The sequence below is a fragment of the Archangium sp. genome (genome assembly GCF_036277355.1).
Lineage (GTDB): Bacteria > Myxococcota > Myxococcia > Myxococcales > Myxococcaceae > Archangium.
In genome coordinates, this window is record NZ_DASUNC010000154.1 from 1 (window position 1) to 25,844 (window position 25,844).

The 25,844-nt window shown below is 69.0% G+C and carries 25 protein-coding genes; 8 read left to right on the forward strand and 17 right to left on the reverse strand.

Annotated elements, in window-relative coordinates; translation table 11 throughout:
• Window positions 1–82: 82 nt before the first annotated feature.
• On the reverse strand, window positions 83–1,222 hold the full coding sequence (locus VFZ09_RS38225) for a cytochrome P450 (protein WP_329732714.1): 1,140 nt from the start codon (window positions 1,220–1,222) through the stop codon (window positions 83–85).
• Window positions 1,223–1,657: 435 nt separating this feature from the next.
• Here VFZ09_RS38225 and VFZ09_RS38230 point away from each other — a divergent pair, with 435 nt between their 5' ends.
• Complete coding sequence (locus VFZ09_RS38230; protein WP_329732715.1) at window positions 1,658–3,202, forward strand: hypothetical protein; 1,545 nt, start codon at window positions 1,658–1,660, stop codon at window positions 3,200–3,202.
• A 42-nt stretch (window positions 3,203–3,244) separates the two neighbouring features.
• The gene (locus tag VFZ09_RS38235) at window positions 3,245–4,462 is read left to right on the forward strand and encodes a S1 family peptidase (RefSeq protein WP_329732716.1); all 1,218 of its coding nucleotides are present in this window, start codon (window positions 3,245–3,247) and stop codon (window positions 4,460–4,462) included.
• A 6-nt stretch (window positions 4,463–4,468) separates the two neighbouring features.
• On the opposite strand, the gene VFZ09_RS51785 is transcribed toward VFZ09_RS38235, so the two are convergent.
• Complete coding sequence (locus VFZ09_RS51785) at window positions 4,469–4,840, reverse strand: hypothetical protein (RefSeq protein ID WP_414640788.1); 372 nt, start codon at window positions 4,838–4,840, stop codon at window positions 4,469–4,471.
• A gap of 220 nt (window positions 4,841–5,060) precedes the next feature.
• On the opposite strand from VFZ09_RS51785, the gene VFZ09_RS51790 reads away from it, so the two are divergent.
• Window positions 5,061–5,717: a hypothetical protein gene (locus tag VFZ09_RS51790; protein WP_414640789.1), complete on the forward strand. Its 657-nt coding sequence runs from the start codon at window positions 5,061–5,063 to the stop codon at window positions 5,715–5,717.
• A gap of 131 nt (window positions 5,718–5,848) precedes the next feature.
• Here VFZ09_RS51790 and VFZ09_RS38245 read toward each other — a convergent pair whose 3' ends face one another.
• From VFZ09_RS38245 to VFZ09_RS38265, 5 genes are all read right to left on the reverse strand, one after another.
• Window positions 5,849–8,557, reverse strand: coding sequence for a peptidoglycan DD-metalloendopeptidase family protein (locus VFZ09_RS38245; protein ID WP_329732718.1), 2,709 nt, complete (start codon window positions 8,555–8,557; stop codon window positions 5,849–5,851).
• 229 nt (window positions 8,558–8,786) lie between these two features.
• Window positions 8,787–10,019: a calcium-binding protein gene (locus VFZ09_RS38250; protein WP_329732719.1), complete on the reverse strand. Its 1,233-nt coding sequence runs from the start codon at window positions 10,017–10,019 to the stop codon at window positions 8,787–8,789.
• 194 nt (window positions 10,020–10,213) lie between these two features.
• Complete coding sequence (locus VFZ09_RS38255; RefSeq protein WP_329732720.1) at window positions 10,214–10,669, reverse strand: TPM domain-containing protein; 456 nt, start codon at window positions 10,667–10,669, stop codon at window positions 10,214–10,216.
• Window positions 10,670–10,686: 17 nt separating this feature from the next.
• Window positions 10,687–11,427, reverse strand: a complete 741-nt coding sequence (locus tag VFZ09_RS38260; protein ID WP_329732721.1) for a TPM domain-containing protein — start codon at window positions 11,425–11,427, stop codon at window positions 10,687–10,689.
• 3 nt (window positions 11,428–11,430) lie between these two features.
• Window positions 11,431–12,030 (reverse strand): LemA family protein, encoded by a 600-nt coding sequence (locus VFZ09_RS38265; protein WP_329732722.1) that lies wholly within the window; start codon window positions 12,028–12,030, stop codon window positions 11,431–11,433.
• 334 nt (window positions 12,031–12,364) lie between these two features.
• Between VFZ09_RS38265 and VFZ09_RS38270 the strand changes: the two genes are divergently transcribed.
• Window positions 12,365–12,769, forward strand: a complete 405-nt coding sequence (locus VFZ09_RS38270) for a hypothetical protein (protein WP_329732723.1) — start codon at window positions 12,365–12,367, stop codon at window positions 12,767–12,769.
• A 339-nt stretch (window positions 12,770–13,108) separates the two neighbouring features.
• Here VFZ09_RS38270 and VFZ09_RS38275 read toward each other — a convergent pair whose 3' ends face one another.
• The 6 genes from VFZ09_RS38275 to VFZ09_RS38300 form a co-directional block, all read right to left on the reverse strand.
• Window positions 13,109–13,798 (reverse strand): DUF4097 family beta strand repeat-containing protein, encoded by a 690-nt coding sequence (locus tag VFZ09_RS38275; RefSeq protein ID WP_329732724.1) that lies wholly within the window; start codon window positions 13,796–13,798, stop codon window positions 13,109–13,111.
• Window positions 13,799–13,858: 60 nt separating this feature from the next.
• Window positions 13,859–15,007, reverse strand: coding sequence for a glycosyltransferase (locus tag VFZ09_RS38280; protein WP_329732725.1), 1,149 nt, complete (start codon window positions 15,005–15,007; stop codon window positions 13,859–13,861).
• The gene (locus VFZ09_RS38285; protein WP_329732726.1) at window positions 14,997–16,283 is read right to left on the reverse strand and encodes an O-antigen ligase family protein; all 1,287 of its coding nucleotides are present in this window, start codon (window positions 16,281–16,283) and stop codon (window positions 14,997–14,999) included. The genes VFZ09_RS38280 and VFZ09_RS38285 overlap by 11 nt, the downstream gene beginning before the upstream one ends.
• Before the next feature lie 195 nt (window positions 16,284–16,478).
• A complete protein-coding gene (locus VFZ09_RS38290) occupies window positions 16,479–18,146 on the reverse strand; it encodes a DUF6178 family protein (protein WP_329732727.1) in 1,668 nt (555 codons plus the stop codon).
• 9 nt (window positions 18,147–18,155) lie between these two features.
• Window positions 18,156–18,764: a ribosome biogenesis GTP-binding protein YihA/YsxC gene (gene yihA, locus VFZ09_RS38295; protein WP_329732728.1), complete on the reverse strand. Its 609-nt coding sequence runs from the start codon at window positions 18,762–18,764 to the stop codon at window positions 18,156–18,158.
• A gap of 1 nt (window position 18,765) precedes the next feature.
• Window positions 18,766–19,272 (reverse strand): cytochrome c3 family protein, encoded by a 507-nt coding sequence (locus VFZ09_RS38300; RefSeq protein WP_329732729.1) that lies wholly within the window; start codon window positions 19,270–19,272, stop codon window positions 18,766–18,768.
• Window positions 19,273–19,401: 129 nt separating this feature from the next.
• On the opposite strand from VFZ09_RS38300, the gene VFZ09_RS38305 reads away from it, so the two are divergent.
• The 4 genes from VFZ09_RS38305 to VFZ09_RS38320 are packed head-to-tail and all read left to right on the forward strand — an operon-like array spanning window position 19,402 to window position 22,639.
• Window positions 19,402–19,869 carry a hypothetical protein gene (locus VFZ09_RS38305; RefSeq protein WP_329732730.1) on the forward strand — a complete coding sequence of 156 codons (468 nt, stop codon included), beginning with the start codon at window positions 19,402–19,404 and terminating at the stop codon, window positions 19,867–19,869.
• Window positions 19,870–19,878: 9 nt separating this feature from the next.
• Window positions 19,879–20,475, forward strand: coding sequence for a dephospho-CoA kinase (coaE, locus tag VFZ09_RS38310; protein ID WP_329732731.1), 597 nt, complete (start codon window positions 19,879–19,881; stop codon window positions 20,473–20,475).
• Between the two features lie 23 nt (window positions 20,476–20,498).
• Complete coding sequence (locus tag VFZ09_RS38315; RefSeq protein WP_329732778.1) at window positions 20,499–21,683, forward strand: SDR family oxidoreductase; 1,185 nt, start codon at window positions 20,499–20,501, stop codon at window positions 21,681–21,683.
• A gap of 2 nt (window positions 21,684–21,685) precedes the next feature.
• Window positions 21,686–22,639, forward strand: a complete 954-nt coding sequence (locus VFZ09_RS38320) for a hypothetical protein (RefSeq protein WP_329732732.1) — start codon at window positions 21,686–21,688, stop codon at window positions 22,637–22,639.
• On the opposite strand, the gene VFZ09_RS38325 is transcribed toward VFZ09_RS38320, so the two are convergent.
• From VFZ09_RS38325 to VFZ09_RS38340, 4 genes are all read right to left on the reverse strand, one after another.
• The gene (locus VFZ09_RS38325) at window positions 22,640–23,695 is read right to left on the reverse strand and encodes a hypothetical protein (RefSeq protein WP_329732733.1); all 1,056 of its coding nucleotides are present in this window, start codon (window positions 23,693–23,695) and stop codon (window positions 22,640–22,642) included. It lies immediately after the preceding gene.
• A gap of 225 nt (window positions 23,696–23,920) precedes the next feature.
• Window positions 23,921–24,625 carry a HEAT repeat domain-containing protein gene (locus VFZ09_RS38330; RefSeq protein ID WP_329732734.1) on the reverse strand — a complete coding sequence of 235 codons (705 nt, stop codon included), beginning with the start codon at window positions 24,623–24,625 and terminating at the stop codon, window positions 23,921–23,923.
• A 32-nt stretch (window positions 24,626–24,657) separates the two neighbouring features.
• Window positions 24,658–25,257, reverse strand: a complete 600-nt coding sequence (locus tag VFZ09_RS38335) for a hypothetical protein (RefSeq protein WP_329732735.1) — start codon at window positions 25,255–25,257, stop codon at window positions 24,658–24,660.
• 12 nt (window positions 25,258–25,269) lie between these two features.
• Window positions 25,270–25,614 carry a hypothetical protein gene (locus VFZ09_RS38340; protein ID WP_329732736.1) on the reverse strand — a complete coding sequence of 115 codons (345 nt, stop codon included), beginning with the start codon at window positions 25,612–25,614 and terminating at the stop codon, window positions 25,270–25,272.
• Window positions 25,615–25,844 lie beyond the last annotated feature (230 nt).

Below are 25,844 nucleotides of genomic sequence, written 5' to 3' on the forward strand. Positions count from 1 at the left end.
TTGACCTGAGAAGTTGCGAGCCAGGGGCGACGCCGTTACTCCTATGAATGACGAGGTCTGCCTGCCTCAAGGTGCGGTTCCTCTATTGCCCCCGGCCAGCGCGACGGTTCTCAATCTGTTTTGGAAGTCCAACTGTAGTAAGGCGGGCCAGCGCCGCCCCCAGGCAGAAGTGGATGCCCCGGCCAAAGGCCAGGTGCGACTCGGCGTTGGGGCGGTTCAGCTCGAGGCGTTCGGGCCGGGGGAAGACGGCCTCGTCCCGGCTGCCCGAGGCGTAGAGCACCTGCAGCCGTGCCCCCCGCGGCAGCGTTACCCCGCCCAGTTCCACCTGCTCGGTGGTGATACGGAAGAGGCCCTGCACGGGGGACTCCAGCCGCAGTGTCTCCTCCACGAAGGGCTGCAGCAGGCTCCCGTCCTCACGTACGGCACGCAGCTGCTCCGGGTGCTCGAGCAACAGCACGAGCGCGGCGGTGATGAGGTTGGTGGTCGTCTCGTGGCCGGCGTTGAGCAGCTGGATGATCACGCTGACCAGCTCCGAGGGGCTGAGTGCCGAACCGTCCTCGAGCCGGGCGTGGACGAGCGCCGACAGCAGGTCTTCCCGAGGCTGCGCCTGGCGTTCCTCCACGTGCGCCAGCAGGTAGCGCGTCAGCCGCACCTGGCCGCGGGCGAGGGCCGCCTGCTGCTCCACTGGCAGGTGGGCGCCTCCGAACAGCGCCATCATCTCGTCGCCCCAGCGCTTGCAATCCTCCATGTCCTGACGCGGCAGGCCCAGGATGTCCGCGATCACCCATGCGGGCAGTGGGTAGGCCAACCGCCAGACCAGGTCCGCCTGGCCCTGCTGGATGAAGGCGTCGACGAGCTCATGGGCAATCTGGCGGATGCGCGGCTCCATGCTGGCCATGCGGCGCGGAGTGAAGGCTCGGCTGACAAGGCCGCGCAGCCGGGTGTGCGCGGGCGGATCGCTATCCACCAGACCGGCCGCGGGGGGCACCCCCTCCGCGAGGACCGCCAGCACCTCGGGAGCGAACTCCTTGGCCACCTGGATGGAGCTGACGGAGGAGAAACGCACCGGATCCTTGAGCACGGTGCTGATGTCCTCGTAGCGGGTGACGATCCACATGCCTGTGCGCGCGCTGAAGAACACCGGCTGATGGGCGCGGGCGGCGGCGTAGACAGCGTAGGGATTCTCGAGCTGCTGGGCTGAGAGCGGGTCGTAGTCGATCATTCCGCGGCAGTCTCCCCTGACTTCACCCGGCGTCGCTTCTTTTTTGGCCAGGCGCGCCGCTCGGCCAGGGCGAGCTCGCGGATGTGTCAACGAATACAACCTGGTGACAGCAGTCACCCCATGGAGACAGCAGTCACCACCTGGAAGCACGGTGGACGGCCCACGGGCCCGCCGCCTCCAGAGGGAAGAAGCGCCAGACCCGGGTCCCGGGACCGAGCCCAGGAGCCGCGGAGAACAGCAAGGAGAAGAAGACACGGCGGACGGAAGTGAGTGGCCGTGAAGGCGCCCTGTGCATGAAACAGGTTTCCACGAAAAGCACGCATTACCTCTAAAACTTGACATTGCATAATAATCCGTCCAATATGGAACAGTCGCCCCGTGTCGTTGGGTGGGCGTACAGGCCTGAAGGCAGCTTCACGAGAAGGGGTGGCCCGCATGACGAGGATGATGAAGAAGCTGAGCTGGGCGGCCCTGCTGCTCACGGTGTCATGTGGAGGGCCCGAGGCCCCGCTCGAGCCCGGAGACTGGATGTCGGCCCTCCGGGCCACGTACCGCGACTTCGACGAGCAGCACGAGCGGGTGGAGATCCACGAGGTGACGCCGGAGACCGGGCTGCTGGATTTGCGCCGGCTCGGCGAGGACGAGCTGGCCCGGGCGCTGCGCTTCCGCCCCATTCCTGGCAAGCTGGTGGAGAGGGAGGGCCAGAAGGTCATGGACTGGGAGCCCGAGCGCCCCGACTGGCCTCCGCCCGTGGACAAGCTCGCCGCGATGGCCCCCGAGAAGCGCCCGCTCGCCGCGGTCGTCCACGTCAAGGCGACGCTCGAGGGCAAGGCGGTGGACTACCAGGCGGTCCTCTACCGTTACGCGAATCAGGAGCAGTGGCTGGTGCATGACGCCGTGCTCGGACTGGACGGCGTGCGTGCGGAGCTGTCGCCCGCCTCCATCTCCATCGACAAACACATCGAGGGCATGAGCCTCTCCGCCCTCGACGCGGCCAACCAGTGCGTGGCCCCGGCGATCAACATCCCGCCCATCACGGGACAGGTCATCTACAACTGCTACTCGGTGACGGACGACCACAGCATCAAGGTCGACTACACGCTGGAGATCAACGCCAGCATGGCCTGCGGCTGGGCGAACGTGGACGCCACGACCGAGAAGTGCGTCCGGACCCAGCACTCGGCCTCGGGGAAATCGAGCTGGAAGGGCGTCCAGTGCCCGGACCTGAACGGCGAGGGGACGTGCTCGACCGGCGCGAACCCGCTCTACTGCGACTTCCAGTGGCCGCACGAGAACTGGTACTTCCACGCGAACATCGGAGCGGACGTCAGGTACGACGGCACCAAGGACGCCGATGGCCAGCCCCGTGGCCTGCACATCGGGGCCGTGATGAAAGGACTGCTCGAGTACAAGTACAGCTCCAGGCTCAACGCCGGGTGGGCGGTGTGGATCATCCGGCTGATCATTGGCGGCGCGGTGACGTACACCGCGCATGAGCTCGCCGACTCACACTGGGGCGTCGAGGTGGAGCAGAACCTCGAGCATGTGAGTGGCGACACCGGCCCCCAGACCTATGACGGCATCTTCGATTGCCCCAACATCATGAGGACGGATGCGGGCACCGACGCGGGGACAGACACGGATGCGGGTTGCGGCTGCCTCTGCGGCTCGTGCTCTGACGCGGGCACCGACGGGGACGCGGGCACGGGCACCGACGGGGACGCGGGCACGGGCACCGACTGGGACGCGAGCACGGACTGGGACGCGGGCACGGACTGGGACGCGAGCACGGACTGGGACGCGAGCACGGACTGGGACGCGAGCACGGACTGGGACGCGAGCACGGACTGGGACGCGGGCACCGACTGGGACGCGGGCACGGGCACGGACTGGGACGCGGGCACGAGCACCGACTGGGACGCGAGCACCGACTGGGACGCGGGCACGGGTACGGGCTGGGACGCGGGCTTCGGCTTCTGAGTGAGCGGATGGCCCGGCCATCCCCGGTGCCGAGCAAGGAGCATGATGCGCACCCTGGCACGAGTCCTCCTTGGCATCCTGCTGCTGGGGTGGCTCCCCGCGGAGGCCTCGCCCGAGCGCCGGGCCCTCATCCGGAACGGAACGCTCGACACCCGGCGCGACGCCATCGTCGCGCTCCTCAGTCCCCACGCCGGGGTCACCTGCAGCGGGACACTCATCGCCCCCCGGGTCGTGGTGACCGCCGCGCACTGTCTGCGCAACGAGCCGTTGCACGTCATCGTGGGGCCCGATCCCTCGGACTGGAGGGAATACCTGGTGGCCATCGAGCAGGTGGCCCACCCCGCGTGGAATCCACTCACGAGCCAGAATGACGTAGCGGTGCTGCTGCTCGGCCAGCCGGTGGCCACCGCGCGGCCCGTACCGCTGGGGCCATTGCCGCCCGGAGCTGGCGAGCAGGGGGCAAGCGTCACCGTCGTCGGCTATGGCCATACCCACTTCGGAGAGGGAGACCCCCTGCGGCGCGAGGGGAGCGCGCGCGTCGTCCACGCCGGCGACACCCGCTTCCGGACGGAGCCGGCCCCGGCCCAGGTGTGTCAGGGAGACTCCGGGGGCGCGGCCCTGAGCGGCGTGGAGGGAGGCGAGGTGCTCGTCGGCATCACCTCCACCGGGGAGCCGACGTGCTCCGACTGGGCGGTGTTCATGCGCATCGACGCGTACGCACCGGACTTCCTGGAGCCCTTCGTGCGAGGAGTCGACGGCGCCACCACGGGTGAGCGCTGCTTCCCCGGAACCGTCTGCCTCGAGGGCCCGTGCCGTCCGGCGCCGGATGAGCCGGCCCTCTCGTTCTGCTCCCGGCGGTGCGCCGCGGACGGGGATTGCCCCGGCGGGCTGGTCTGCGAGGCGCAGGGGTGGTGCGTCCACGCCGCGCCCTCGCCCGGGGCACTCGGGGCCCGGTGCGGGCACGACGCGCAGTGCGCCTCGGGCTGGTGCGCACGCCGCGAGCAGGCCCCCGAAGGCACGTGCACGCGCCACTGCTCCCCGGAAGATGCCACCTCGTGTCCCGCGGGCTTCTCGTGCCAGGAGGAGGACTTCGGCCAGGCCCGCTTCGAGCTCTGCCGGGCGGCCGGGCCGGGCGGGTGCGCGGCACACGGGACCACCTCCCCCGGCGGGCTCGCGCTGGCCCTCCTGTCGCTGGTGAGGGTGACCCGGACGCGCCGGGGACGGGGCTGCATGGATGTGACAACGAATACAACCTGGTGACAGCAGTCACCACATGGAGACAGCAGTCACCACCTGGAAGCACGGTGGACGGCCCACGGGCCCGCCGCCTCCAGAGGGAAGAAGCGCCAGACCCGGGCTGGCACGGTGACTGCACCAGGGCCTCGGCAACCCCAGGAGGCCCACCATGAAGACGTCCGCCCCACTGCAGCGCACCAACGCCCAGTACTTCTCCCGCACTCCGTCGACCCCGCCGGCCCAGGGCACCCCCCCGCCTCCGCTGCAGCGCACCAACGCCCAGTACTTCTCCCGCACTCCGCCGGCCCCGCCGGCCCAGGGCACCCCCCCGCCGCCGCCCGCCGCCCCCCCCGCGAAGCCGCCCTCCGCCCACACGCTGACGCAGCCCCTGGATGCCTTCACGCACTCCGAGGCAGGCAAGGTGTCCTTGGGCTCGACGGACCTGACCTTCGGCGGCGTGGGAGCCAACTACACGTTCCCGGCCAGGCCCACGGGCGCCCCGGGGACGACGAAGTTCGAGCAGAAGCTCGAGCGGGAGTTCGGCAAGCCCCAGGTCTTCGGCGGCGGCACGGCGCTCGAGGTGAAGGCCGGACCGCATGGGAAGGCGGAGGCCTCGGCGTACGTGCACAGCGAGCCCGGCCACCACCAGGCCCACGGCAAGGCGGAACTGGAAGCCCACCTGCTGTCCGCGGAGGGCAAGAAGCAGTGGAAGAACAAGCTCGGCGAGGGCCGTGTGGAGGGCACCCTCACCGTGGGCACCAAGGCCGAGGCCGAGGCGGGTGCCCTGTTGCACCGGAAGAACAAGCAGGCGGTGCTGCACGCCAATGGCGAGGTGCTGACGGGAGCGGCGGCGGAGCTGGAGCTGCACCAGCAGCTCGGCCGGCATGGCCACGCGGCGGGCAAGGCCGAGGGCAAGGCGGGCGTCTGGGCCGGGGCGACGGGCACGGCGGCGTTCGATCCGAAGCACGGCACGGCCCTGGTGAAGGCCGGCTACGAGGCCAAGGCGGGGGCCGAGGCCAAGGCACAGGGACAGGTGGCGATGGGCCCGGTGACGGTGACGGGCGGCGCGGGCGTGATGACGGGGGTGGGCACGGAGTTCAAGTTCGGCGCGGGCATGCAGAGCGGGCGCTTCGAGCTCGATGCGGACGTGGGGTGCGCGGTCGGCTGCGGCCCCACGCTCGGCCTGGGCGCGGTGATCGACTTCAAGCGGATGGGCAAGGGCCTCAAGAAGCTGTTCCACCACCCGGGCACGGCTCAGCCCCAGCCCTCCACGCCCTGAGAGGATGGCGGCAGGCCGGCTCAATCAGGGGAGAGGTGCTCTGGCCTGAGCGTCTCCCCCCTCGCCGTCTCGGGCGCCAACCGGGAGGGGCAGGCCACCGCCCGCGAGTGGCGGCCCGCCCTCCCGTGGGACTAACGGGTGAAGTTGAGGGTGTAGTCGCCGGTGAAGGTCGAGTACCCACCCACCGTCACGTAGTAGGTACCGGGCGCGAGCGTCTGGGTGAGCTTGGACTGGCGCGTGCCGTCGCTGTCATCGTTGCACGCCAGGGGCGCCTGGCCGCAGCTCTGGGTGATTCCCACGTACGTGTCGTAGCCGGAGCCGAAGGTGTCGAGCGTCACCGTCCTCGAGGAAGTGAGGGTGAACTTGTAGAACACGTCGCTGGCGGCCGAGCACGAGGGGAGCCCATCCTGGGAGGCGCGCTCCGTGGAGCCCGTCAGCGACAGCGTCCCCGGCTGCACCGGGAGCTCGATGGCGTTGGCGCACGGGTCGTTGCTGGGGACGGTGCCGTAGCACAGATAGTTGTCGTCCCAGCCCTCCGCCACGTCCGAGCCTTCGTACCACCTCACGCACTGCTCACCATTGCCGGGCGGTGCGCCCACGCTCGTCCAGCTCAGCCGCAGGTTGCTGCGGTTCGTCCGGCACAGGTAGTTGTTGTCCCAGCCGTCCGGATCGCTCGGCTCGCGGATGAGGGTGCAGGTCTGCTGCGTGAGGTCCAGGCCGCTCACGCCGGAGGTGAACCAGCGCAGCGGGTAGTCCACGGAGCTGTCCCCGCACAGGTAGTTGTTGCTCCACACGGCATCGCCCGGCTCGTTCACGGACAGGCACATCCGGTCCGGGACGGCTCCCGAGGCGCTGAAGGACAGGGAGGGCCGCTGCCACACGGCGGCGAAGGTCGGGGTGCCGCCGTTCGAGTACCCGGTGAGGACGGTGGCGGCGAAGCCGTCGTCGTCGTACTGGCGCATGTCGAGCCGCAGCCACGGGGCCGTCAGGTTGTGGCGGGCCACCAGGGCGGTGGGGATGGGCGCGAAGATGGCGGACAGCCGCGCCACGCCTCCGTCGACATAGCCGTCCAGGTAGACGGGGGCGCGGCCCAGCGCCATCTGGGCATTGAACATCGTCTGGTACTCGCTCTGGGTGAGGTGGTTGTCCGCGGCCCACGCGACGCCCGGCTCGTACTGGTAGACCGAGGCGTAGTAGCGCGTCCCGTTCACGGTGGCGCCCGACACGATGACCGGCCTCCACCCCGTGGCCAGGCCGCTCTGGGTCGCCGCCTGCTGGGCGTCCGTCCGCTGGTGCTCCGCGAACCAGGCCGGGCCCGGCTCGTCGGTGAAGAGCGAGGCGTAGCGCAGGACGCCGCCGCTCACGTAGCTGTCCAGCGACACCGGCCGGCGCTGGTAGGTGCCCACCTGGAGATCGAACTCGCTCTGGTACTGGCTGCCATCCAGGCCCGTCTTCGCCGACCACTTCACGCCATCCGCGGACTTGAAGAGCAGGTTGAAATAGACGGAGCCGTTGACGTCGTACGCGTCCAGGCGCACCGGCCGGCGGCCGAGCGTGGACATCTCGCCGAGGACGTTCTGGACGGAGGCCTCGGGGAGCCGGCTGATGAGCACCTGGTCCCCCAGCCGGGAGGTGTGCTGCTCCGCGTCGGCGACGGTGAAGTAGCGCACGCGGTACAGCACGCCGTTGACACTCGCCTCCACGCGCCAGCGGCCGGGGAGGTCCGGCAGCGTCCAGCTCCCCCAGGACGTGTACTTGTGGCTGTAGCGGCTGCCGGAGCCGGGGCTCCACGTCACCGGGCCGGCGAAGACGGTGCCATCCGGCCGTTTGATGACGAAGCTGAGCGTATCGGCGCCGCGGGGCGGTGCCGTCACGCCCGGGCCGTTGATGTTGGAGCCGAGCGCCGACAGCCCGATGCCCACGTAGAAGGGGCTGCCGGGCTTGAAGACGCCGACGTCGTAGCGGGGCTCGTTGATCCGCCACCAGTCGGGGTAGCTGTCCTGGGCGAGGCGGATGGCGAGCACGCCGGGCGGCCCGTAGTAGGCGGGGGCGTTGGTCCAGGGATCATCGGGCACGCCCTGGACCCAGGTGTTGGAGGTCCTGCGCATCGTGTCGACGATGCGGTTGTTGCAGTCGCGCACCTCGAAGTGCAGGTGCTGGTTCGTCGAGCAGCCCGAGCTGGCCACGGTGGCCAGCAGGGTGCCCGTCTGCACCGTGTCCCCCACCTTGACGCGCGCCGAGCCGCGCTTGATGTGGCCGTACATGAGCAGGAAGCCGTTGGCGTGCCGCACGGTGACGGCGTTCCAGCCGCCGTCGAGGCACGCGTCGTTGCGGTCGTACCGGCTGTCCACGACGCTCTCCACCACGCCGGGGGAGGCCGAGTACACCAGGGCCGAGTCGTTGTCCGTCTCGGCGAAGGACGCGGTGTCGATGTCGATGCCGCCGTGGTTGTCGTAGGTGGCGGCCAGACCGCCCGTGTTCCCCATGAAGTCCTGGATGGTGCCGGCGGTCTGGTTGTCATCCACCCAGTTGTTCACCACCCAGGACGTCCCGCCGGAGTTGCGCAGGGGCCACGTGAGGGAGAGCGCGTTGGGATCACAGGTGGCCAGCGCACGCACTCCACCCGGGCGGGAGGGGGGCTCCAGCGGTGCGTCATTGAAGAAGGGGCCCGTGGGCGTCACCTCATGGCCCGTCACCTCATGGCCCGTCACCTCCGCCGGCCACTGCGCCTCGCCCTCATCGAGCGGCTGCGCCGGCCCGCAGGCCCCCAGGGTGAGTGCCAGCACGGCCAGGGCCTGCCGCCCCTTCCTCTTCCAGGACTGCCCTCGCATCTCGTTCATCGCCTCCTCCAGTATTCCCGGTATAGCACACCTTTCCGGTTATACCGCTCCTGATCTTCACGCACAGTCCTCAGGCCCACGCCTCCGAAGTGCCGGGCCGGCACCGCGCGCTCGAAGCGCCCGAAGATGCGCTTCCGCTCCTCCTCGCGGATGCGGATGACGGGCCCAAACGACTCCGCGCTCCGGCCTCGGGAGGCCAGGAGCGCGGAGGAGAAGAGCCCCGGAACCGTCAGAGGTACGGCGTGGTGCTCACCGGGCTGCCGAGCGTGCTCTGGAGGTAGCTCTGCGCGGTGCTGCTCACCGGCCACTTCCAGGTGGTGCTGAAGAGATTGTACAGGTTGGCGTTGGCGGCCTGGCTGGCGGCGATGACGAAGTTGTCCACCGCATCCTGGGTGGTGGCGGCGTTCCCCCGGAGGGCCGCCTTCTGCCAGAGCTGGTTGATGAAGTTGGAGCCATGCACGCGGTGCAGGCGCAGCACGAAGGAAGCGAAGAAGTCCGTGCCCTTCAGGCCATAGGAATTGGACGGCGCCGTGCCGAGCTTGAGCGTGTTGCTCCAGGTGAGGGACGAGTTGGTGCGGTAGGTGTCCACCAGCCCCGTGATGGCCGAGCGCATGGTGGAGAAGGACGTCGAGCCGAACGGGGCCCCCTTCGCGCTCACTCCCGCGTAGTCCATGGCCAGGAAGCGCATCGCCACCGCGTACCCGGTCGTGATGGAGCCCGTGTCATCCGTCCCCTTGTACTCGAGCTTGTCGCCGTAGAACCAGAAGTTGCGGCCCAGCTCGTAGTACGGCGTCTGATCGTACTGATCGCCGTTGGCGGCGTTGCAGAGGGTGTTGAAGGTGGTGTCGCGGAACTCGACACCGGTGAAGCCGATATAACCGCAGGCGCTGAAGTTGGTACCGCAGGCGCTCAGGGTGCCCGAGGGCAGCCCGGCCATGACGTTCCGCCCCTGGTAGACGGTGGGAGTCCAGGTCTGGGGATCCCGGTTGGTGGCGTTCCGGTAGAAGGTGTACCCGAGGTCCACCCCGTCGACGATCTTCATCAGCGAGGGCGTGGAACAGGCACGATCCGTCGTCATCAGCGCGATCTTCGTTCCCCTCCACACGTACTGGGTGAGGCTGCTGCCGTTCATGCTGCTGTACGTCGTGCGCAGCGTGCAGTACCAGGAGTAGGGGTCGGAATAGTTGAGATAGTCCGCCGAGTACCCGCCCGTGTGCTGCTGCTGGCACGCGGCGTTGAGGTTCATGGAGTAGTCAGAGCCGTTGAGGCGGCAGGTCCAACCAAAAGCGTTGTTCTGCGTCAGCGTCGCATACGCGGAGGAGCCGTAGGTCTGCTTGCAATAGCCGTCCATGTTGAGGCCGGGCAGCGTCATCGCGGAGGCAGTGGCAGGCCCCAGCAGTCCCAGCGCAGCGGCCGCCGCCAGCGCCTGTCCCCAGGTGGTCGAGTTGGAACGAATGCTCATGGTGACTCCCATCAAGTTTCACACGGAATGTGTGTTTCGCGGCCATCTCCTATATTCCTTGATTGCACTGAAATCAACATTTTCCGCCCGGCGTGGCGATCCACCTCGGCCATGGGCTCGCGCGCCACCTCGCCCGTCCAGCGGCCGCCCGGGGAGTCCTTGCCGTGAGTGCAAGCCAGCGAAACGTGAATGCGTTACACGGGCTGGCCCAGGTCCACCTCGTCGGGCAGCTCGTTCTCGTCGCGGGGGCCAGCGGACGGGAAGTGCACGGCGAGCCGCTCGCCAATCTCCCGGATGCCCTCCACCAGCCCGGTGGTGAAGTCTCCGGCCTGGAAGTGTCTGGCGAGGAGTCGTGACACGTGCTCCCAGAAGTCCTGTCCCACCCGGGCGTGGATGCCTTCATCCCCGATGATGGCGAACCGGCGCCGCGCCGGGACGACGAAGATGAGCACCCCATTGCGCTCGCGCGTGGCCGTCATCCCCAGCCGGTGGAAGGCGCGCTCGGCCGCGCGCCTCACGTCTCCCCAGAAGAAGGGCACGAGCGAGACGCGGATCTCCCCCGAGCTTCGCCGCTCGGCGGCCCGCAGCGCCTCCTCCACCCGTGGGAGCTCCATCCGCTGGAGGATCTGCCTTCGGGTCATCGGCCCCATGTGTGCTCCGCCTCCTCTCACCAGGAACCACTCGCGCCTCCGCCGCCCGAGCGCCCACCGCCTCCGCGGAATCCGCCGCCCCCTCCGCCGCGCCGTCCACCTCCCGAGCCACTACTGCTCATGATCTGGAAGAGCAGGAAGAGCGCCATGCGCGGGTGGGTGACGAGGAACACGAGCAGGAGCAGACCCAGCACCCCGAACAGGATGAGCTGTCCCGTTCCGAGCGCGGGGAGGGAGGGGCGGACGGGGGGCGCGGCGGGCGGGGGAGAGGTCTCTCCGCCGAGCGCCCCCAGCAAGGCCCCGACGGTGGCGCTCACCGCCCCATCCGGATCCCCCGCCCGAAGCCGGGGAGTCGCCTCCTGCTGGATGAGCCGCGAGGCGATGGCATCCGGCACCACCGGCTCGAGGCCGTAGCCCACCTCGATCCGGAGCCGGCGATCCTTGGCGAACACGAAGAGCGCGGCGCCATCGTCCCGCCCCTTGCCGCCAATCCCCCACGCCTCGAAGGTCCGTGCGGCCCACTCCTCGAGCGGGACGTCCCCGGTGCTCTCGCCAATCCAGACAATCACCTGGCGGCCCGTGTCCCGCTCGTACCGCTCGAGCCGTGCATCCAGGGCGCGCCGCGTCGGCTCCGAGAGGAAGCCCACGGTGTCGGTGACCCAGCGTGCCGGTGCCGGAGGCGGCTGGAACGAGGCCGCGAGCGCCGCGAGGCCCAGGAGGATGGCGGCCAGCCCCGCCCCTCGCGCCTTCGTGTGCACGGCCTAGAACCGCACCTGGGGGGCTTTGCTCGCCCCTGGCTCCGCCTGGAAGTACGGCCGTTCGGCGAACCGGTGGCCGAAGAATCCGGCGAAGAGGACCGTGGGGAAGCTGTTGCGCCGGGTGTTGAAGGCCCGCGCCGCATCGTTGAAGCGCATCCGCTCCACCGCGATGCGGTTCTCCGTTCCCTCCAGCTGCGCTTGCAGCTCGCGGAAGTTCTCCGTCGCGCGCAGCTCGGGGTAGCGCTCCACCGTCACCAGCAGCCGCGACAGCGCGCCCGAGAGGTTCTGCTGCGCCTGTTGGAACCGCTGGAAGGCCGCGGGCTCCTCGAGCAGCTCCCTGCTCGCCGTGAGGCTCACCTGGCTGGCCTTCGCCCGCGCTTCGATCACCTGGGTCAAGGTCTGCTGTTCGAAGCTGGCGGCGCCCTTCACCGTGGCGACGAGGTTGGGCACCAGATCCAACCGGCGCTGGTACACGTTCTCCACCTGGCCCCACTGCGCGTCCACCGCCTGCTCGAGCCGCACCAGGGAGTTGTACGAGCCCACCGCCCCCAGCCCGAGAAGCACCAGCAGTGCCACGAAAGCCAGCCCCAGCCACTTGCCCACGTCTCACCCCCTGCCTGGCAGCCAGGCAGCGATGATCCTTCAGGACAAGGTAGGCACCCCCGTGACGAGCGAGCATCCCCGCCGGCTGCTGTCACCTACGCCAACACCCGGCGCCTGCCTCCACACCAGGCACGGGCCAGGACGTCGAGCCGAGCCTGCCGCTACTTCGGCGCGGCGCCGTCCCGGGGCGAGCAGTTCAGCGAGCGTGGGGTAGCTCCGGCGGGGCATTTCGTAGGACTTCACCCATCTTGCCACCCACCACCCACAAAAAGCCGTTTTCCATGAAAATCGTGCTAGGCTGGTGAGTGAACCCGCCTCAAAAGGAATCACTCACATGGTGACCGCCCGGATCATCCTGATGGCTTCGACGTTCTTGCTGGTGTCCTGGAAATCCCCTGGCCCGGAGCAAGAGACGGCGCAATTGCTGGGGCCCTTGATCATCGCCGATAGCTGGTCGCACTGCTACTCTCAACGAGGCAGTGTCGTGAGCGTCAAGCTGAACTCGACCACCGCACTGTATTACACCAGCTTGTCCATGCTCGTTGACGGGAACCTCACGGGAGTGCAGTCGCCCTCGCCCACGACCTCCGCCATCCGCAAGTACACGCTCAGCGTGTCGCTCGCGCCCGGACCCCACACCTTCTATCTGCTGTCCGGGCCCAGCAGCTCACAAACCTATTCCCTCCAGGTCCTTTCGGGTGTGTATTGCCAGAGTGACACCCCCCCTGAGGAGCTGTAGCCCGCGGGGAGGAATCAGGCACGTGGGGGCGCACGGCCGCGGTGAGCAGGAGCGGGGCCACCAGGCTTCCGGGGAGAGCTGAGCCCTCGCCCGCCGAGCAACGAGGCCAGTGCCAGCCAGGTCCAGGCGGCTGGCAGGGAGGGCGTGGCGGCACAGCCCCAGCCGGAGTGGCTCCTTTTTCCCCCCTCTACGCTGCGCGGTCACAGCAGGTGGAGCCCACCCACCGAGGCGGTGAAGGCCTCCGAAAAACAAGGCGCTCGCCGGCTCCTTGGAGTGCAACCGGCGAGCGCCTCTCACCGCCCTGTGGACGCACGGGGCGTGAAGTGATTTCTACAACAACTATTGCTCGGATTGCACGTCGAGAGCTCCGCCCACGGTGCTCACCTCCACGTCGTGCTCGCCGTTGCCGTACTTCTGGCGGGTGGAGCCCAGGCTCACATCGCGCCCGTTGAAGCTGCCGCCCACCGAGGAGAACTCCACGTTGGCGCCCGCGCCCCTGGGCAGCTTCAGCTTCACGTTGCCGGACACGGTGCTCACCTCGGTGTCCCCGAGCGCCTCGGGCACCAGCTCCACGTTGCCGCTCACCGCGGCCACCTCGAGCTTGCCGCGCGAGCCCTTCACCGACACGTCACCGGCCACCACCGACACCTCCTGCTCGCCCGTCACGCCGGACACCTTCACCGGCGCGTTCACCGAGCTCGCCTCCAGCGAGGAGTCGCGCGGTACCTTCACCACGAAGTGCGCCTCCGGCGGGTTGTTGCAGTTGGAGAGCTTCTTCGAGCAGGAGCCGCAGCACATCCGTACCGTCACCTCGTCCCCGTCCTGCTTCACCTCGATGGGGTACTGGGCGCGCTCGGCGTCACCGCCCTTCTGCGTCACCTCGACCGAGACGGTCTTCCCGTTCACCGCGTCCACCTGGATGGAGCCGTTGACGTTGGAGACGCTCACCTTCGGCGTGCCATCGGTCTCGAACCGCCAGGACTGAGGGGCGGGCGTGGCGGCAAGGAGCAGCAGCAGGGCGAGATTCACGGCGGAGGCCTCGTAGGTGAAGGTTGTCCCCCTCTCCTACGAGGCGCCGGAAAAACGATTTCACCCGCCCCGCGCGACCCGCCGGTATAACACGTCGTGCCGGCGCACCAGCCGCTCCAGGGACAGCTCGCGCTCCACGAAGGCGCGCGCCTCGGCGCCCATGCGGCGGCCCAGCTCCCGGTCCGCCAGCAGCGTGCCGAAGGCCTCGCTCATGGCCTGGGGCCTCAGGGGCGGCACCACCAGGCCCCGCTCCCCGTCCGCCACCAGCTCCGGGTTGCCGCCCACCCGCGTCACCACCATGGGCAGCCCCGCCGCCATGCCCTCCATCACCGCGTTGGACATGCCCTCCGCCGTGGAGCACAGCACCCCGAAGTCCGCCCGGGCATGGATGGCCGGCACGTCCGCCCGGTGTCCCAGGAAGTGCACCGTGTCCGTCAGCCCCAGCGAGCCCGCCAGCCGCTCCAGCTCCGGCCGCCGCGGGCCATCCCCCACCAGGAAGGCGTGCAACACCTGTCCCTTGAGGCGCACCATCGCCAGCGCCCGCAGCAGATCCTCCTGCCGCTTCACCGGGTGGTTCATGTTCGCCACGTGCACCACCGCCGGCGCGCCCCGCGTGTCCGGCAGCGGGGCCTTCAATCCCTCGCGCATCCGCGCATCGAAGCGCGCCAGGTCCAGGCCGTTGGGGATGACGGACACCCGGTCCGGCGGCAGCCCCTCCTCCTCCACCAGCATGCGGCGGATGGCCTCGGCGTTGCCCACCACGTGGTCCGCCATGCGCGTGAGGCTGCGCAGCAGCGCCCGCCTCGCCGTCCCGTGCCAGTGCGCCAGGTCCAACCGCCCGACGATCACCTTCGTCCCCGCCAGCTTCGCCGCGGGCACCACCAGCATGGTCGAGTAGAAGTCGTGCGCGTGCACCAGCTCCACCCGCTGGCCGTGGAACCACCGCGCCAGCCGCAGCACCTGCAGCGCCGAGTTGGGCCGCGCCAGCGAGCCATTCAGGGGGAACACCTCCGGCGCGAAGCCGAGCTTCAGCACCGACTCCATCAACGGCCCCTGGTCCTGCAGCACCGCCAGCTGCACGCGGTAGCTGGGCGGCAGGCCCCTCAGCAACTCCACCACCTGGACTTCCGTCCCTCCGATGTGGAACGACTTGGTGAACTGCACCAGGCGCAGGGGTTCCTCCGCCATCCGTGCTTCCTCACGCCGCATGGTTGGAGCCCTCCCAGCTCGCGACCAGCCGACCCTTGACCTCTGGAACCTTCGACGGCTCCTCCGCCTCCGCCGCCCGGGCGATGCGCTGCGCGCAGGCCGCCAGGCCGAACAGCACGTACAGGTGCGCGGAGAGGATGTACCCGGCGAACAACTGACAGATGAGATAGCCCGCCATGGAGGCCGCCAGCCCTCGGGCCAGCCACCCCACCCGCGAGTTGCGCGAGGCCTCGAAGGCCCCTCCCGTCGCGCCTCCGGCGAACAGCAGGAAGAGCCCCAGGCCCAACCAGCCCAGCTCTCCAATCACGTCCAGGAAGACGTTGTGCGCCACGTAGGCGCGCGTGGCCTGGGGAGGCGCGTACAGGTGCCAGGCGTAGCGGAAGGCGCCCACGCCCACGCCCAGCAGCGGCTTGTCCAGGCTGATGCGCGACGTCACCTGCCACGCGTACACGCGGCCCATGGCCGAGGCGTCCTCCTGGAAGGTGGCCACCGTCTGGTTGCGCTCCCAGTAGCTCTTGGGCGCGAACACCACCAGGCCCAGCGCGAGCGCCACGCCCAGCAGCACCGAGCGCAGCTTCTTCTGCTCACGCATCGCCCACAGGGCCATGGCCACCGACAGGCCGATGAAGCCACCGCGCGAGTAGGTGAAGACGATGGCCACCACCGCCAGGGCGATGGCCAGCGCGCACGCCCCGCGCCACAGCCAGCCGCTCTCCTTGCGCGCCAGGAAGGCCACCGCCAGCGGCACCACCAGCGCCAGGTTCATCGCCGAGCGGTTGGGGTCCGCGTACACCTCCACCCAGTGCGCGCGGTAGCCCTCCACCAGCGTCTCGGGCGTGCCGGTGAAGTACGTGTGGAGGACGCCCTGGGACGTCACCATCGAGGCCACCACCACCGCCCCGCACACCACCGCCAGCCGCTTGGGCGTGGTCACCACGTTCACCAGCGTCAGGTAGATGGCCGTCAGCTTCAGCAGCTCGATGGCCGTGAAGCGGCTCACCTCCGGATTCACCGACCACGTCACCGAGGCCAGCGCCAGCCCCGCGAAGCACAGCAGCGCCACCCCGCGCATCCCATCGAAGGAGAGCGGCTCCGCGCGCCCCACCCGCCTCAACGCCATGAACCCCGCCGCCAACCCCGATGTCAGCAGCGCCAGCCGCAACGGCGCCAACGCGGGTATCCACGCCTGCGGCACCATGTACAGCAGCGCCGCGAAGGCGGTCAGCGCATAGAAGGACACCACGTCCCGGCGTTCCGCCTTGTCGCCCAACCCCATCCCGTCCTCCTCCCGCCCAGCCCGGAAGTACCTTCCGTTCGTCACCACGGAAACACAGAGGCCATAGGTACAACTCTATGGACGTCCTATCCGCTAGCAGGCGATATGCCAGCGGCCCGTGAGGACAAAGGCCCGTGGATCCAGGCCCTTAGCGATCAGGGGGGCTGGTACCCACGGGAGGTGGGACTGAAAGGATTACGGCTCTCCGCCTTCGATGGGCAGGAGAACGGAGGCGATGGGGTTCAACTTGCCCTCCTGGAGGAACGACGGAGCAAGCTCCTCCAGCAGCCGGGCGAGCGTCGCGGCCACGAGCCGGCGCAGCTCGGGCCGGGAGGACTCGGGCACCGCCGGCTCCAGCACCGCCACCACCCGCTCGGCCACGTCCGCGCGCAGCCGCGGGGCCTCCGGGGTGCCCTCGAAGAGCAGCGCGCCCAGCGCGTCCCGCCGCGCCGACGGCACCGGCCTCGGCCCCACCTTTCCCTCCAACAGGGCCAGGGCCACGGCGGCGGCGAAGAAGCGCTCCACGCCCAGCACGCGCGCCTCCACGCCGAAGAGGGCCAGCACCTCGCGCGCCTTCTTCTCCGTGCCCCCGAGCAGCGCGCCCAGCAGCGCCACCTGGGCCTCGGCGCGCGCCAGCACCTCCTCGCTGGCCGCCAGCTCGCGCCTCGAGCGGAAGGGCACCGGCTCCGCCCCGGGCACCTTCAACGTGCGGCGCGGGCGCTTGCGGCGCAGGGCCTCGACGGCGGCGGCCTCCTCCGCGAAGAGCAGCGGCATGCCGTCCACCTGCGCCAGCGGCTGCTTCATCAGCCGGTCCGCGCGGAACTTGAGCGCCAGCGTCAGGGAGAAGCCCACCTGGAAGACGCGCCGCGTCTCCGTGTCGCGCACCACCTGCGCGGCCTTGGTGGGGTCTCCTCCCGTCAGGTGCTCCAGGCCCAGCAGCAGGTAGTCGCGCACCATCTCGCCCACGCGGCGGATGGCGTCCAGGTCCCCGGGATCCTCCACCTCCGCCACCAGCGTGGCGTTGGCCAGGTAGCGCAGCTCGCCCTCCAGGTTCTCCCGCTCCACGTCCTCCAGGGCCCGGAAGGCGGCATCCAGGTAGTCCGGCTGCGCCCGCGTGGCCACGAGCGCCGCGACGGCCGCCGGAGCCGGCGTGGGCCCCGTGTCCACCCGGCCGAAGAGCCGCGCCGCCTCCTCCAACGAGGGGAAGCCCAGGTCCTGCAGCCGGCCCGTGCGGAAGCGGTAGGCGGACTCCTCCAGCTCGCCCGGCACCTCCCAGCGCGTGGCCTCGAGGAAGCGCACCGCCTCGAAGGGGTTGTCCGCGATGATGTCGTTGAGGATGGAGCGCATGGCCGCCAGCTCCGGCCCCTCCACGCCCTTGAACTCCACCAGGTAGCGGCCCTCGGGCGTCTCCAGCGTCACGCCCTCCACGTGCACGTCCGGGTTCTCCTCCAGGTCGTGGATGAGGGTGAACTCGCGCACCAGCAGCTCGAAGATCTCGGTGTCCACCTTGCGCAGCTTGCGCAGGAAGTCCTCGGCCTCGTCCCCGCGCGCGGCGCGCAGCCAGGTGAGCACCTGGTGCAGGTCCACCTGATCCTTCTTCCATCCGCCCAGGTCCACGAAGGTGAGGAACTGCTCGGGTGAGGCCAGCTGGACGAGCTCGGTCGAGTCCGCCAGCCCCACCTCCATGAGGGTGAAGTACAGGTCCTCCGCGGGCAGCGAGCGCACCAGCGCCCGCGCGTCCCGCGACTCGATGAGGGCATCCAGCCGCTGCTTCGCGGGGAGCGAGGCGAGCTGCCGCCGCAGGGTGCTCAGCGCCTGCTGGATGTCACTGCCGTTGCCCTTGCTTCCGTTTCCGTTGGACACGGGGCTCACTCACTCCGTCAAGGTGTTCAGCAACGCGTCCCACACCTCGTCGAAGCCCAGCTTCTCCGTGGCGGAGAAGGGCATCACCGCCTCCCGGGGCAGGGACAGCTCCTCGGAGATCGCCTGCAGGCGCGGCTTGCGGCGCGCCTTGGGCATCCGGTCGATCTTCGTGGCCACCACGAGGATCTGCCGGTTGGACTCCTGGAGGTAGTCGAGCGTCTGGAAGTCGTCCGGGGTGGGCCCCACCTCGGCGTCGATGATGCTCACCACGATCTTCAAGTCCCGGCGCTTCTCCAGGTACGAGGTGATCATCTTCTGCCACTCGGCGCGCTCGGTCTTGCTCACCTTGGCGAAGCCGTAGCCGGGCAGGTCCGCGAAGCGCACGGTGTGGCGCCTGGTGCCGCGCTCCACGTCCACGTCGAAGAAGTTGAGGGCGCGGGTGCGGCCGGGGGTGTTGGAGACGCGCACCAGCTTCTTGCGGCCGGCCAGCGCGTTGATCATGGACGACTTGCCCACGTTGGAGCGGCCCACGAAGGCCACCTCGGGGGCGGGGCTGGTGGGGTAGCCCTTGGGCTCCACCGCGGTGGTGACGAAACGGGCTTCGAGAATCTTGATCACGCTATTTCTTCTTCGTGGGCTCGGGCGAGGGGCTCTCGGCCCGGGCCGACTTGCCGGTGCGCGCGGCCGACCAGTGGTCGATGGCCTTGAGCGACTCGACGAAATTGAACGGCTTGAGGGACGGGGAGGACGCGTCGTGGCAGTTGCGGCAGGCCTTCTCCGAGGGGTCCACCAGGCCCACCAGCCGGGCCAGCTCGGCGTCCTTCATCACGTAGCCAGGCGAGTAGTACTGACCCCCGCCATGGCACGTCTCGCAGGTGACGTGGCTGACGCCCTGCGAGGCCTGGTCCGGCGCGTGGCAGGACAGGCACCGCGCGTCCTTCTGCTGGGCCTCGGAGAGCGAGTCCCCCGCCCGGGCGTGCTTGGACTGCATCCAGGCGTCATAGGCGGCCGGGTGGCAGCCCTTGCAGCTCTCCGGGCCGAGGAAATCGGCGGCCAGGGCGGCGCCGGAGAGGGAGAGAGCGAGGGCGAGGGCGAAGGACAGGATCCAGGAGCCGCGAGCGCGCATCGGTGGGGTCACTAGCAGACGACCCCCCAGGGGGCAAGGCGGAGGTGCGAAACCTGGCGCTCTTGTGACCTCCCGGACGAAGTGGGGGGAGCTTGAGGCGGCGCGGGGGGATCCGTTACACCTGTGGAGATGAGAACGATCGCCATCGTCGCCGTGCTCCTCGCCGCCGCGCCCGTGTTGGCCAAACCGTGGCAGGGAGTGGAACCCGGACAGACCAAGCGGGAGCAGGTCATCCAGAAGTTCGGGGAGCCCTCGCGCACCGTCACCGCCGAAGGCAAGGAGATCATCGCCTACTTCGACCAGAAGGCCATCAAGGGCACCAAGCAGGTGCAGTTCAAGGTGGACCCGGGCACGCAGCTCGTCGAGCGCATCGACGTCTTCCCCGGCCCCGTCATCGACAAGGAGTCGGTGGAGAGCACCTACGGCAACGCCTGCCCGCCCGGCAAGGCGCCAGCCGGCCCCTGCTACCAGAAGAAGCTCACCGACGACTTCCGCACCTACATGCTCTACGCGAAGCTGGGGCTGGCCGTGTTCCTCAACGAGGACGGCAAGACGGTGCACTCGTTCATCTTCACGCCCCAGCCGGCCGGAAAGTAGGCGCCGCACGTGAAGCTCTATGGACTGACCGGGGGCATCGCCTCCGGCAAGAGCACCGTGAGCCGGATGTTGCGCGAGCTGGGCGCCCAGGTGCTGGACGCGGACGTCATCGCCCGCGAGGTGGTGGAGCCGGGCACCCCCGGGTTGAAGGCCGTGGCCGAGCGTTTCCCGGGCGTGCTGGACGCGGAGGGCCGCCTGGACCGGGCGAAGCTGGGCGAGCGCGTCTTCGGGGACGCCAGGGAGCGGGCCGCCCTCAACACCATCCTCCACCCGCTCATCGGCCAGCAGTTCCTCCTGCGCACCCATGCGCTCGCCGCCCAGGGGGTGGAGCTCATCGTCTACGACGCGCCCCTGCTCATCGAGAACCGGCTGCACGAGGCGATGAACGGGGTGGTGCTGGTGTGGGTGCCCCGCGAGGTGCAGAAGGCCCGGCTGATGGGCCGGGACGGCCTGGACGAGGCGGCGGCGGAGGCCCGGCTGGCCGCTCAGCTCCCACTCGATGAGAAACGCCCGCATGCGACCTGGCTGGTGGACAACTCGGGAGATCTGGGGACAACCCGGGCCCGGGTGGAAGAGGTGTGGCGCGCCATGCTCGCGCGCGGCTGAGGGACGGGTATGCTCCGCCGCCCATGAGCGAGAAGCGCAAGGAGCCCCGAGGCAAGGCCGGGACGTACTTCGTCACCGGCTACCCCGGCTTCATCGGCAAACGGCTGATTGAGCACATCGTCCGCGAGGAGCCCAAGGCCCACGTCTACGCCCTGGTGCAGCCCAAGCACCTGAAGGAGGCGCAGAAGCTCGCCTCCCAGCTGCGGGGCACCGGGGCCACGTTGGAGCTGCTGACCGGCGACATCGTGGACATGCACCTGGGCCTGTCCGGCGAGGAATACCAGCGGCTGTGCGAGCGGGTGACGCACATCTACCACCTGGCCGCCGTCTTCTACATGGGCGTGCCCAAGGAGACGGCCTGGCGCATCAACGTGGACGGCACGCGCAACGTGCTGGAGCTGGCGCGCGACTGCGAGCACCTGCAGCGCTTCAACCACTTCTCCTCCTGCCACGTCTCCGGTGATCGCGTGGGCGTCATCGCCGAGGACGAGCTGGACTGCGGCCAGGGCTTCCGCAACGTCTACGAGGAGACCAAGTTCCAGGCGGAGAAGCTCGTCCAGCGCGCCGCCACCACCCTGCCCACCACCATCTTCCGGCCGTGCAGCGTGGTGGGGGACTCGCGCACGGGGGAGATCGACCGCTTCGAGGGCCCCTACTACCTGGGCATCCTCCTGGTGACGAGCCCGCTGGTGGTGCCGCTGCCGCTGCCCGGCAACGGCGTGGCCCCGCTCAACGTGGTGCCGGTGGACTACGTGGTGAACGCGGTGTGGGCGCTGTCGCACGACGAGCGCGCCGTGGGCCGCACCTTCCACCTGGTGGACCCCAACCCGATGAGCGCCCGCCGCGTCTACGAGCTCATCGCCGAGAAGGCCAACAAGAAGCTGCCCCGCTTCAACCTCTCGGCCCGCGCCGCGGACGTGATGATGCGCCTGCCCGTGCTGGAGAAGCTGGCCCGCCCCCAGCGCGCCGCCCTCAGCTACGTCAACCACCTGGCCATCTACAACTGCCACAACACCCTGGAGCTGCTGGACGGCACCGGCATCCGCTGCCCTCCCCTCTCCTCGTATCTGGATCAGCTCGTGGCCTATGTGCGCGAGCAGTACCGCCAGCGCCGCGAGCAGGCCTCCGAGGTGGAGGATCCGCTCGACCGCGCCCCCACTCCTCCCCCCGATGAAGAAACGGGCGCCCAGGCCCGTCGGAGCCGTTAGCCATGCACTCCCCCCTCTCCCGCTTCCTCTTCCTTCCCCTGGCCGCCGTGCTCGGCACCGGCTGCCTGGTGACCAGTGGCCCTGACCAGACGCCGGACGATCCGTGCGATCCCAACCCCTGCACCCAGGGCGACAAGACCCTGTGCGTCAACGAGGCAGGCAACGCGCGCTGTCTGTGCAAGCAGGGCACCATCCTGCGGCCCAGCGGCGTGTGCGAGGCCATCACCACCCTCAACTGCCCCGAGCACGCCGGCGACACCTCCGAGCCGGATGACTGCCTGACCCGCGCCGTCCTGCTCGCCTCCGACGCCACCGTGCAGCGCCTGCAGACCATCGAGCCGGTGGGCGACTACGACTTCTTCCGCGTCGACGGCAAGCTGCGCACCGTCTACAGCGTCACCGTGGAGCCCGGCTCCGGCTCGCTCATGCCGCGTCTCGACGTCTTCGATCAGGGCGGCCAGTGGATCACCTCGAAGGACGGCCGGCCCAAGGCCCAGGTGGGGTTCAAGGCCCGCGCCACCGCGCCCTACTACGTGCGCATGAGCCACTCGCCGTTCGACCCGTCCCCCGGCACCGGCCAGTACGCCCTCACCCTCACCCCCGTGGGCGAGGACGTGCACGGCGACAGCTCGACGGAGGCCACCACCATCGTCCCGGACGTGGCCGGCACCTCCTCGCCGACCGACCGCAACGGGCGCCTCGAGTACGATCAGGACGAGGACTGGTTCGCCATCTCCGTCACGAAGGACGTCCTGTACCGGATCGAGTTCGACACCAGCCGCGTGGTGCCCGCCATGGCCGGCTTCACCAAGGAGGACGTGAAGACGCCCTTCTACACGTGGAAGAGCTCGTTCGTGGAGATCCGCGCGGCCAGCACCACCACGCTCTACCTCGTCATGTACTCGGACGGGGGCGTGACGGGGAACTACGGCTTCCGCGTGTTCCGCTTCAACTAGCTAGCGGATGGCGATGATGTCCCGGTCCAGCAGGTGGGCCAGGACGCGCAGCGTGTCCAGCCGGGACATGCCGGAGACGGAGAAGAGGGCCTCGAAGCTGAGGCTCCCGTCGATGCGCGACAGCAGGAAGCCCGCGCGGGGATCCAGGCTGAGCTTCATCAGCTCCGCCATGCGCAGCTTGAGCGTGGGCACCCGCTTCAGGTCTCCCAGCTTCGCCTCCAGCGAGGCCTGCAGCTGACGCACGCAGCGCTCGCGCGCCGACGCCAGCCGCGCATCACCCGGCGCCAGCTGCTCCGCCTTGCGCAGCAGCTCCATGGCGCTCGTCACGTCGCCGAGCGCGAGCAGATCCTCCACCCCCTGCAGCAGCGTGGGCAGCTCCTGGCGGGGGGCCGCCTGCGCCACGGGCGCGGGAGTCGCGGCCTTCGCGGCCACGGGCGCGGGCGCAACGGGCCGGGCGGCAGCAGGTGCGGGCGCGACGGGCCGGGCAGCAACAGGCGCGGGAGCGGGCGCGGCGGGCCGGGCGGCTACGGGCGCGGGCGCAACGGGCCGGGCGGCAGCAGGCGCGGGAGCAACGGGCCGAGCGGCAGCAGGAGCGGGCGCGACAGCCTTCGCGGCCACGGGCGCGACGGGCCGGGCGGCCACGGGCGCGGCCAGCTTGAGAGGCTCGGGCTCGGAGAGGAAGGCCAGCACGTCGGCGGTGATGTGGCGGCCCCCGGCCTCGGGAGCCACTTCCTCCTCGTCCAGCACCACCACGCTCACCTCCAGCGCGGGCCGGGACTGCGAGACCAGGGGAGGCACGGACGTCAGGGACATGGGCCTCACGGACGGTGGCGGCGCCGCCGTAACCAGTCCCACGGCCCGCGCGCCCTCCCCCTTCGTGAGCCACTCCCGCGCCCGGCGGTTGTCCGGATCATGCTGCAGGGCGCGCACGAACAGGCTCCGCGCGCCCGCGGCGTCCCCACCCAGATGCAGCCAGAGCCCCGCTTCGATGAGCTGGTTGGCCCGGAGGACATCGTGGCCCGGATCGATACCAGGAGAGGCTTGAGGCGCGATCATCGGGAACCTCCAGAACGGAGCTCCTTCGGGGGAACTCAGGAAACCGGAACAACCTCCGGAAATCCTAGGCATCCACCCGCATCGCGTCAAACACTATCGGCGGATTTTTGCAGGGAAAATGTAGCTCCTCATCCGACAACCCCCTCGAAAAACGACGGGGAGCACACCCATGGCGAACCAGGGTGCACTCCCCGAGAAGGAGCGGCGAGCGCTCCTGGGGAAGGCTCACGTCGTACCAATGCTTGCCAGAGCCGCGAGCGCCTTGACCTTGGCCTTGGCAACATCGCCCGTGATCTTCCGCTCGTCGATGTCCTCTCGCATCCCGAAACGCTTCTTCAGGATGTCCTGAAGGCTGATGATGATACTGGCCAGGACCTCCTCCTCCTTTTCCTGCATGAGTCCGCGCTTGAGGCTCTGGAGGGCTCGCTCCTTCGCCTCCGGGATGCGGTTGACGAGTTGGAAGTGGGCCGTGGCGGCGTCGGCCCGCACCTCGGACTCGGAATCCCTCAAGAGCAAATCCTCCAGCAGCCGCACATCCTCGGCGGTCCCCACCCAGCCCAACACATAAGCGGCGGTGTGATGCAGAGACGCGGAGTCGCTGGCGATCAGGCGGAGCGCGAGCGGCCGAGCACCTTTGCTCCGCATACGTCCCAGGATGTGGACAATCGTCCCTCTCATCTCCGGGTCTTCTTCCTTTTCGAAAGCCTGGAGGAGAAAGTCCTCCCCCTGTGGCCCCCGCTTGGCGAATCCATTGCGCAGCCAGCAGAACAGGCTCCAATTTTCCTGCTGGCGCAGCAGATCGTAATGGTATCGGAGGATCTCGGTATCGTTCGAACTGAGAAGCTGCTGCACGAGCGAATGCTGCTCCTCATCCTCGGCGGTGGGCAGGCTGGCGGATTTGAATGCTCGCTCCAACTGCTTGATATCCATGGTGGCTCCTTCGACTCGAGCAGGTTGGCTCTCTACTTGCCCTTGCTCCGGGGAGGAGGGCCAAAATCGTGGTACTGGTCACCACACTTCTTGTGCCGCGCCCGGTGTACAGGCTTGGGTTGAGTCTTCATGTTCCAGGCTTTGTCTAATTTGCAGCGTTCGGAGTAGGGCTTGGTGTAGAGAGGCTTCTCGTGCGAAACCTCGTAGTTCTCGGGGACCGACTTCCCGCCTGTGTCTTTGATGAACTGTCGCGCAACGGGATCCAGTTCGCTCGAGGGATCACTTGCATCTCTCAGTAGCGCTTTCCGGCGCTCCGCCATGTCACGTTCGTAGAAGGTGTCGTGCTTCTTTCGCCCACAGTACTTGCACTTGTCCTTGGAAGGGCATTTCTGCTTGCACTTCTTGCGGTCTCCAAAGCGGCGTGCATTCTTCGCGGCAGCCGGGGGGCTCTTGGGCGCGGGCGGTTTGACTGGAGGAGGCTTCGGCAGCGGCTTGAGCTTACGAGCCGCGTCGGCAGCATCCTTGAGCTGCTTGAGCTGCTTGAGCTTCTTGTAGGCTTTGTACGCCTTGTAGGATCTGTACAACCATGCAGCTCCTCCGATGACGGCTGGTATTGCCAGTGGCGCGGGCATGGGTGAACCTGTTCAGTGTTCCGGCATCTCGTTGAGCAGATCAACGAGTTCCTCCAGGAGGACCTCAGGAGACATGCCAGGAAGATGCAAGAATTTGGAGATGTTTGGATCATCCGCGAACGCGGGGGTCGTCTCCAGCGCCAGGCAGACATACTGAGCAACACCTCGATCGCTCTCGATGCCATGCCGCTCCGCGTGCGCCTGTGACTCACGGATGAACGTGCGAAGTTCCGCATCCTCCATATGAGCCGTATGATCTGGCAGCTCCCTCCGGACAAAGGCCATCAACGCACGGTGGAAGTCGCGCTCCGCCAGGGCGTCCAGGATCTGCATCTGGTTTCGATCAATGACAAACACGATTCATCTCCAAACGCCCGGGCATCCGCCAGCAGGCAACACCCACCAAGTGGGTTCCGACCCCTGCTGACGAAGCGGCAAGCCGTTGGGCCCCAAAGGCCCCGCTCGTGCCAGCGGGGGCCTGGGAAATACCCACTCCACGAGTCACGGACCGGGAGACATGCCACCAGCCCGCACATCTCCCTGGCTCCTGCTCACACGGTTCTGGCGAGTGATTGAGCGGCTGTTTT

Bases quoted from the DNA above. Each gene is read 5' to 3' on its own strand.
- VFZ09_RS38225 (WP_329732714.1), bottom strand. From the start codon at position 1,222: ATGATCGACTACGACCCGCTCTCAGCCCAGCAGCTCGAGAATCCCTAC.
- VFZ09_RS38230 (WP_329732715.1), top strand. From the start codon at position 1,658: ATGACGAGGATGATGAAGAAGCTGAGCTGGGCGGCCCTGCTGCTCACG.
- VFZ09_RS38235 (WP_329732716.1), top strand. From the start codon at position 3,245: ATGATGCGCACCCTGGCACGAGTCCTCCTTGGCATCCTGCTGCTGGGG.
- VFZ09_RS38245 (WP_329732718.1), bottom strand. From the start codon at position 8,557: ATGAACGAGATGCGAGGGCAGTCCTGGAAGAGGAAGGGGCGGCAGGCC.
- VFZ09_RS38250 (WP_329732719.1), bottom strand. From the start codon at position 10,019: ATGAGCATTCGTTCCAACTCGACCACCTGGGGACAGGCGCTGGCGGCG.
- VFZ09_RS38255 (WP_329732720.1), bottom strand. From the start codon at position 10,669: ATGGGGCCGATGACCCGAAGGCAGATCCTCCAGCGGATGGAGCTCCCA.
- VFZ09_RS38270 (WP_329732723.1), top strand. From the start codon at position 12,365: ATGGTGACCGCCCGGATCATCCTGATGGCTTCGACGTTCTTGCTGGTG.
- VFZ09_RS38280 (WP_329732725.1), bottom strand. From the start codon at position 15,007: ATGCGGCGTGAGGAAGCACGGATGGCGGAGGAACCCCTGCGCCTGGTG.
- VFZ09_RS38285 (WP_329732726.1), bottom strand. From the start codon at position 16,283: ATGGGGTTGGGCGACAAGGCGGAACGCCGGGACGTGGTGTCCTTCTAT.
- VFZ09_RS38300 (WP_329732729.1), bottom strand. From the start codon at position 19,272: ATGCGCGCTCGCGGCTCCTGGATCCTGTCCTTCGCCCTCGCCCTCGCT.
- VFZ09_RS38305 (WP_329732730.1), top strand. From the start codon at position 19,402: ATGAGAACGATCGCCATCGTCGCCGTGCTCCTCGCCGCCGCGCCCGTG.
- VFZ09_RS38315 (WP_329732778.1), top strand. From the start codon at position 20,499: ATGAGCGAGAAGCGCAAGGAGCCCCGAGGCAAGGCCGGGACGTACTTC.
- VFZ09_RS38320 (WP_329732732.1), top strand. From the start codon at position 21,686: ATGCACTCCCCCCTCTCCCGCTTCCTCTTCCTTCCCCTGGCCGCCGTG.
- VFZ09_RS38325 (WP_329732733.1), bottom strand. From the start codon at position 23,695: ATGATCGCGCCTCAAGCCTCTCCTGGTATCGATCCGGGCCACGATGTC.
- VFZ09_RS38330 (WP_329732734.1), bottom strand. From the start codon at position 24,625: ATGGATATCAAGCAGTTGGAGCGAGCATTCAAATCCGCCAGCCTGCCC.
- VFZ09_RS38335 (WP_329732735.1), bottom strand. From the start codon at position 25,257: ATGCCCGCGCCACTGGCAATACCAGCCGTCATCGGAGGAGCTGCATGG.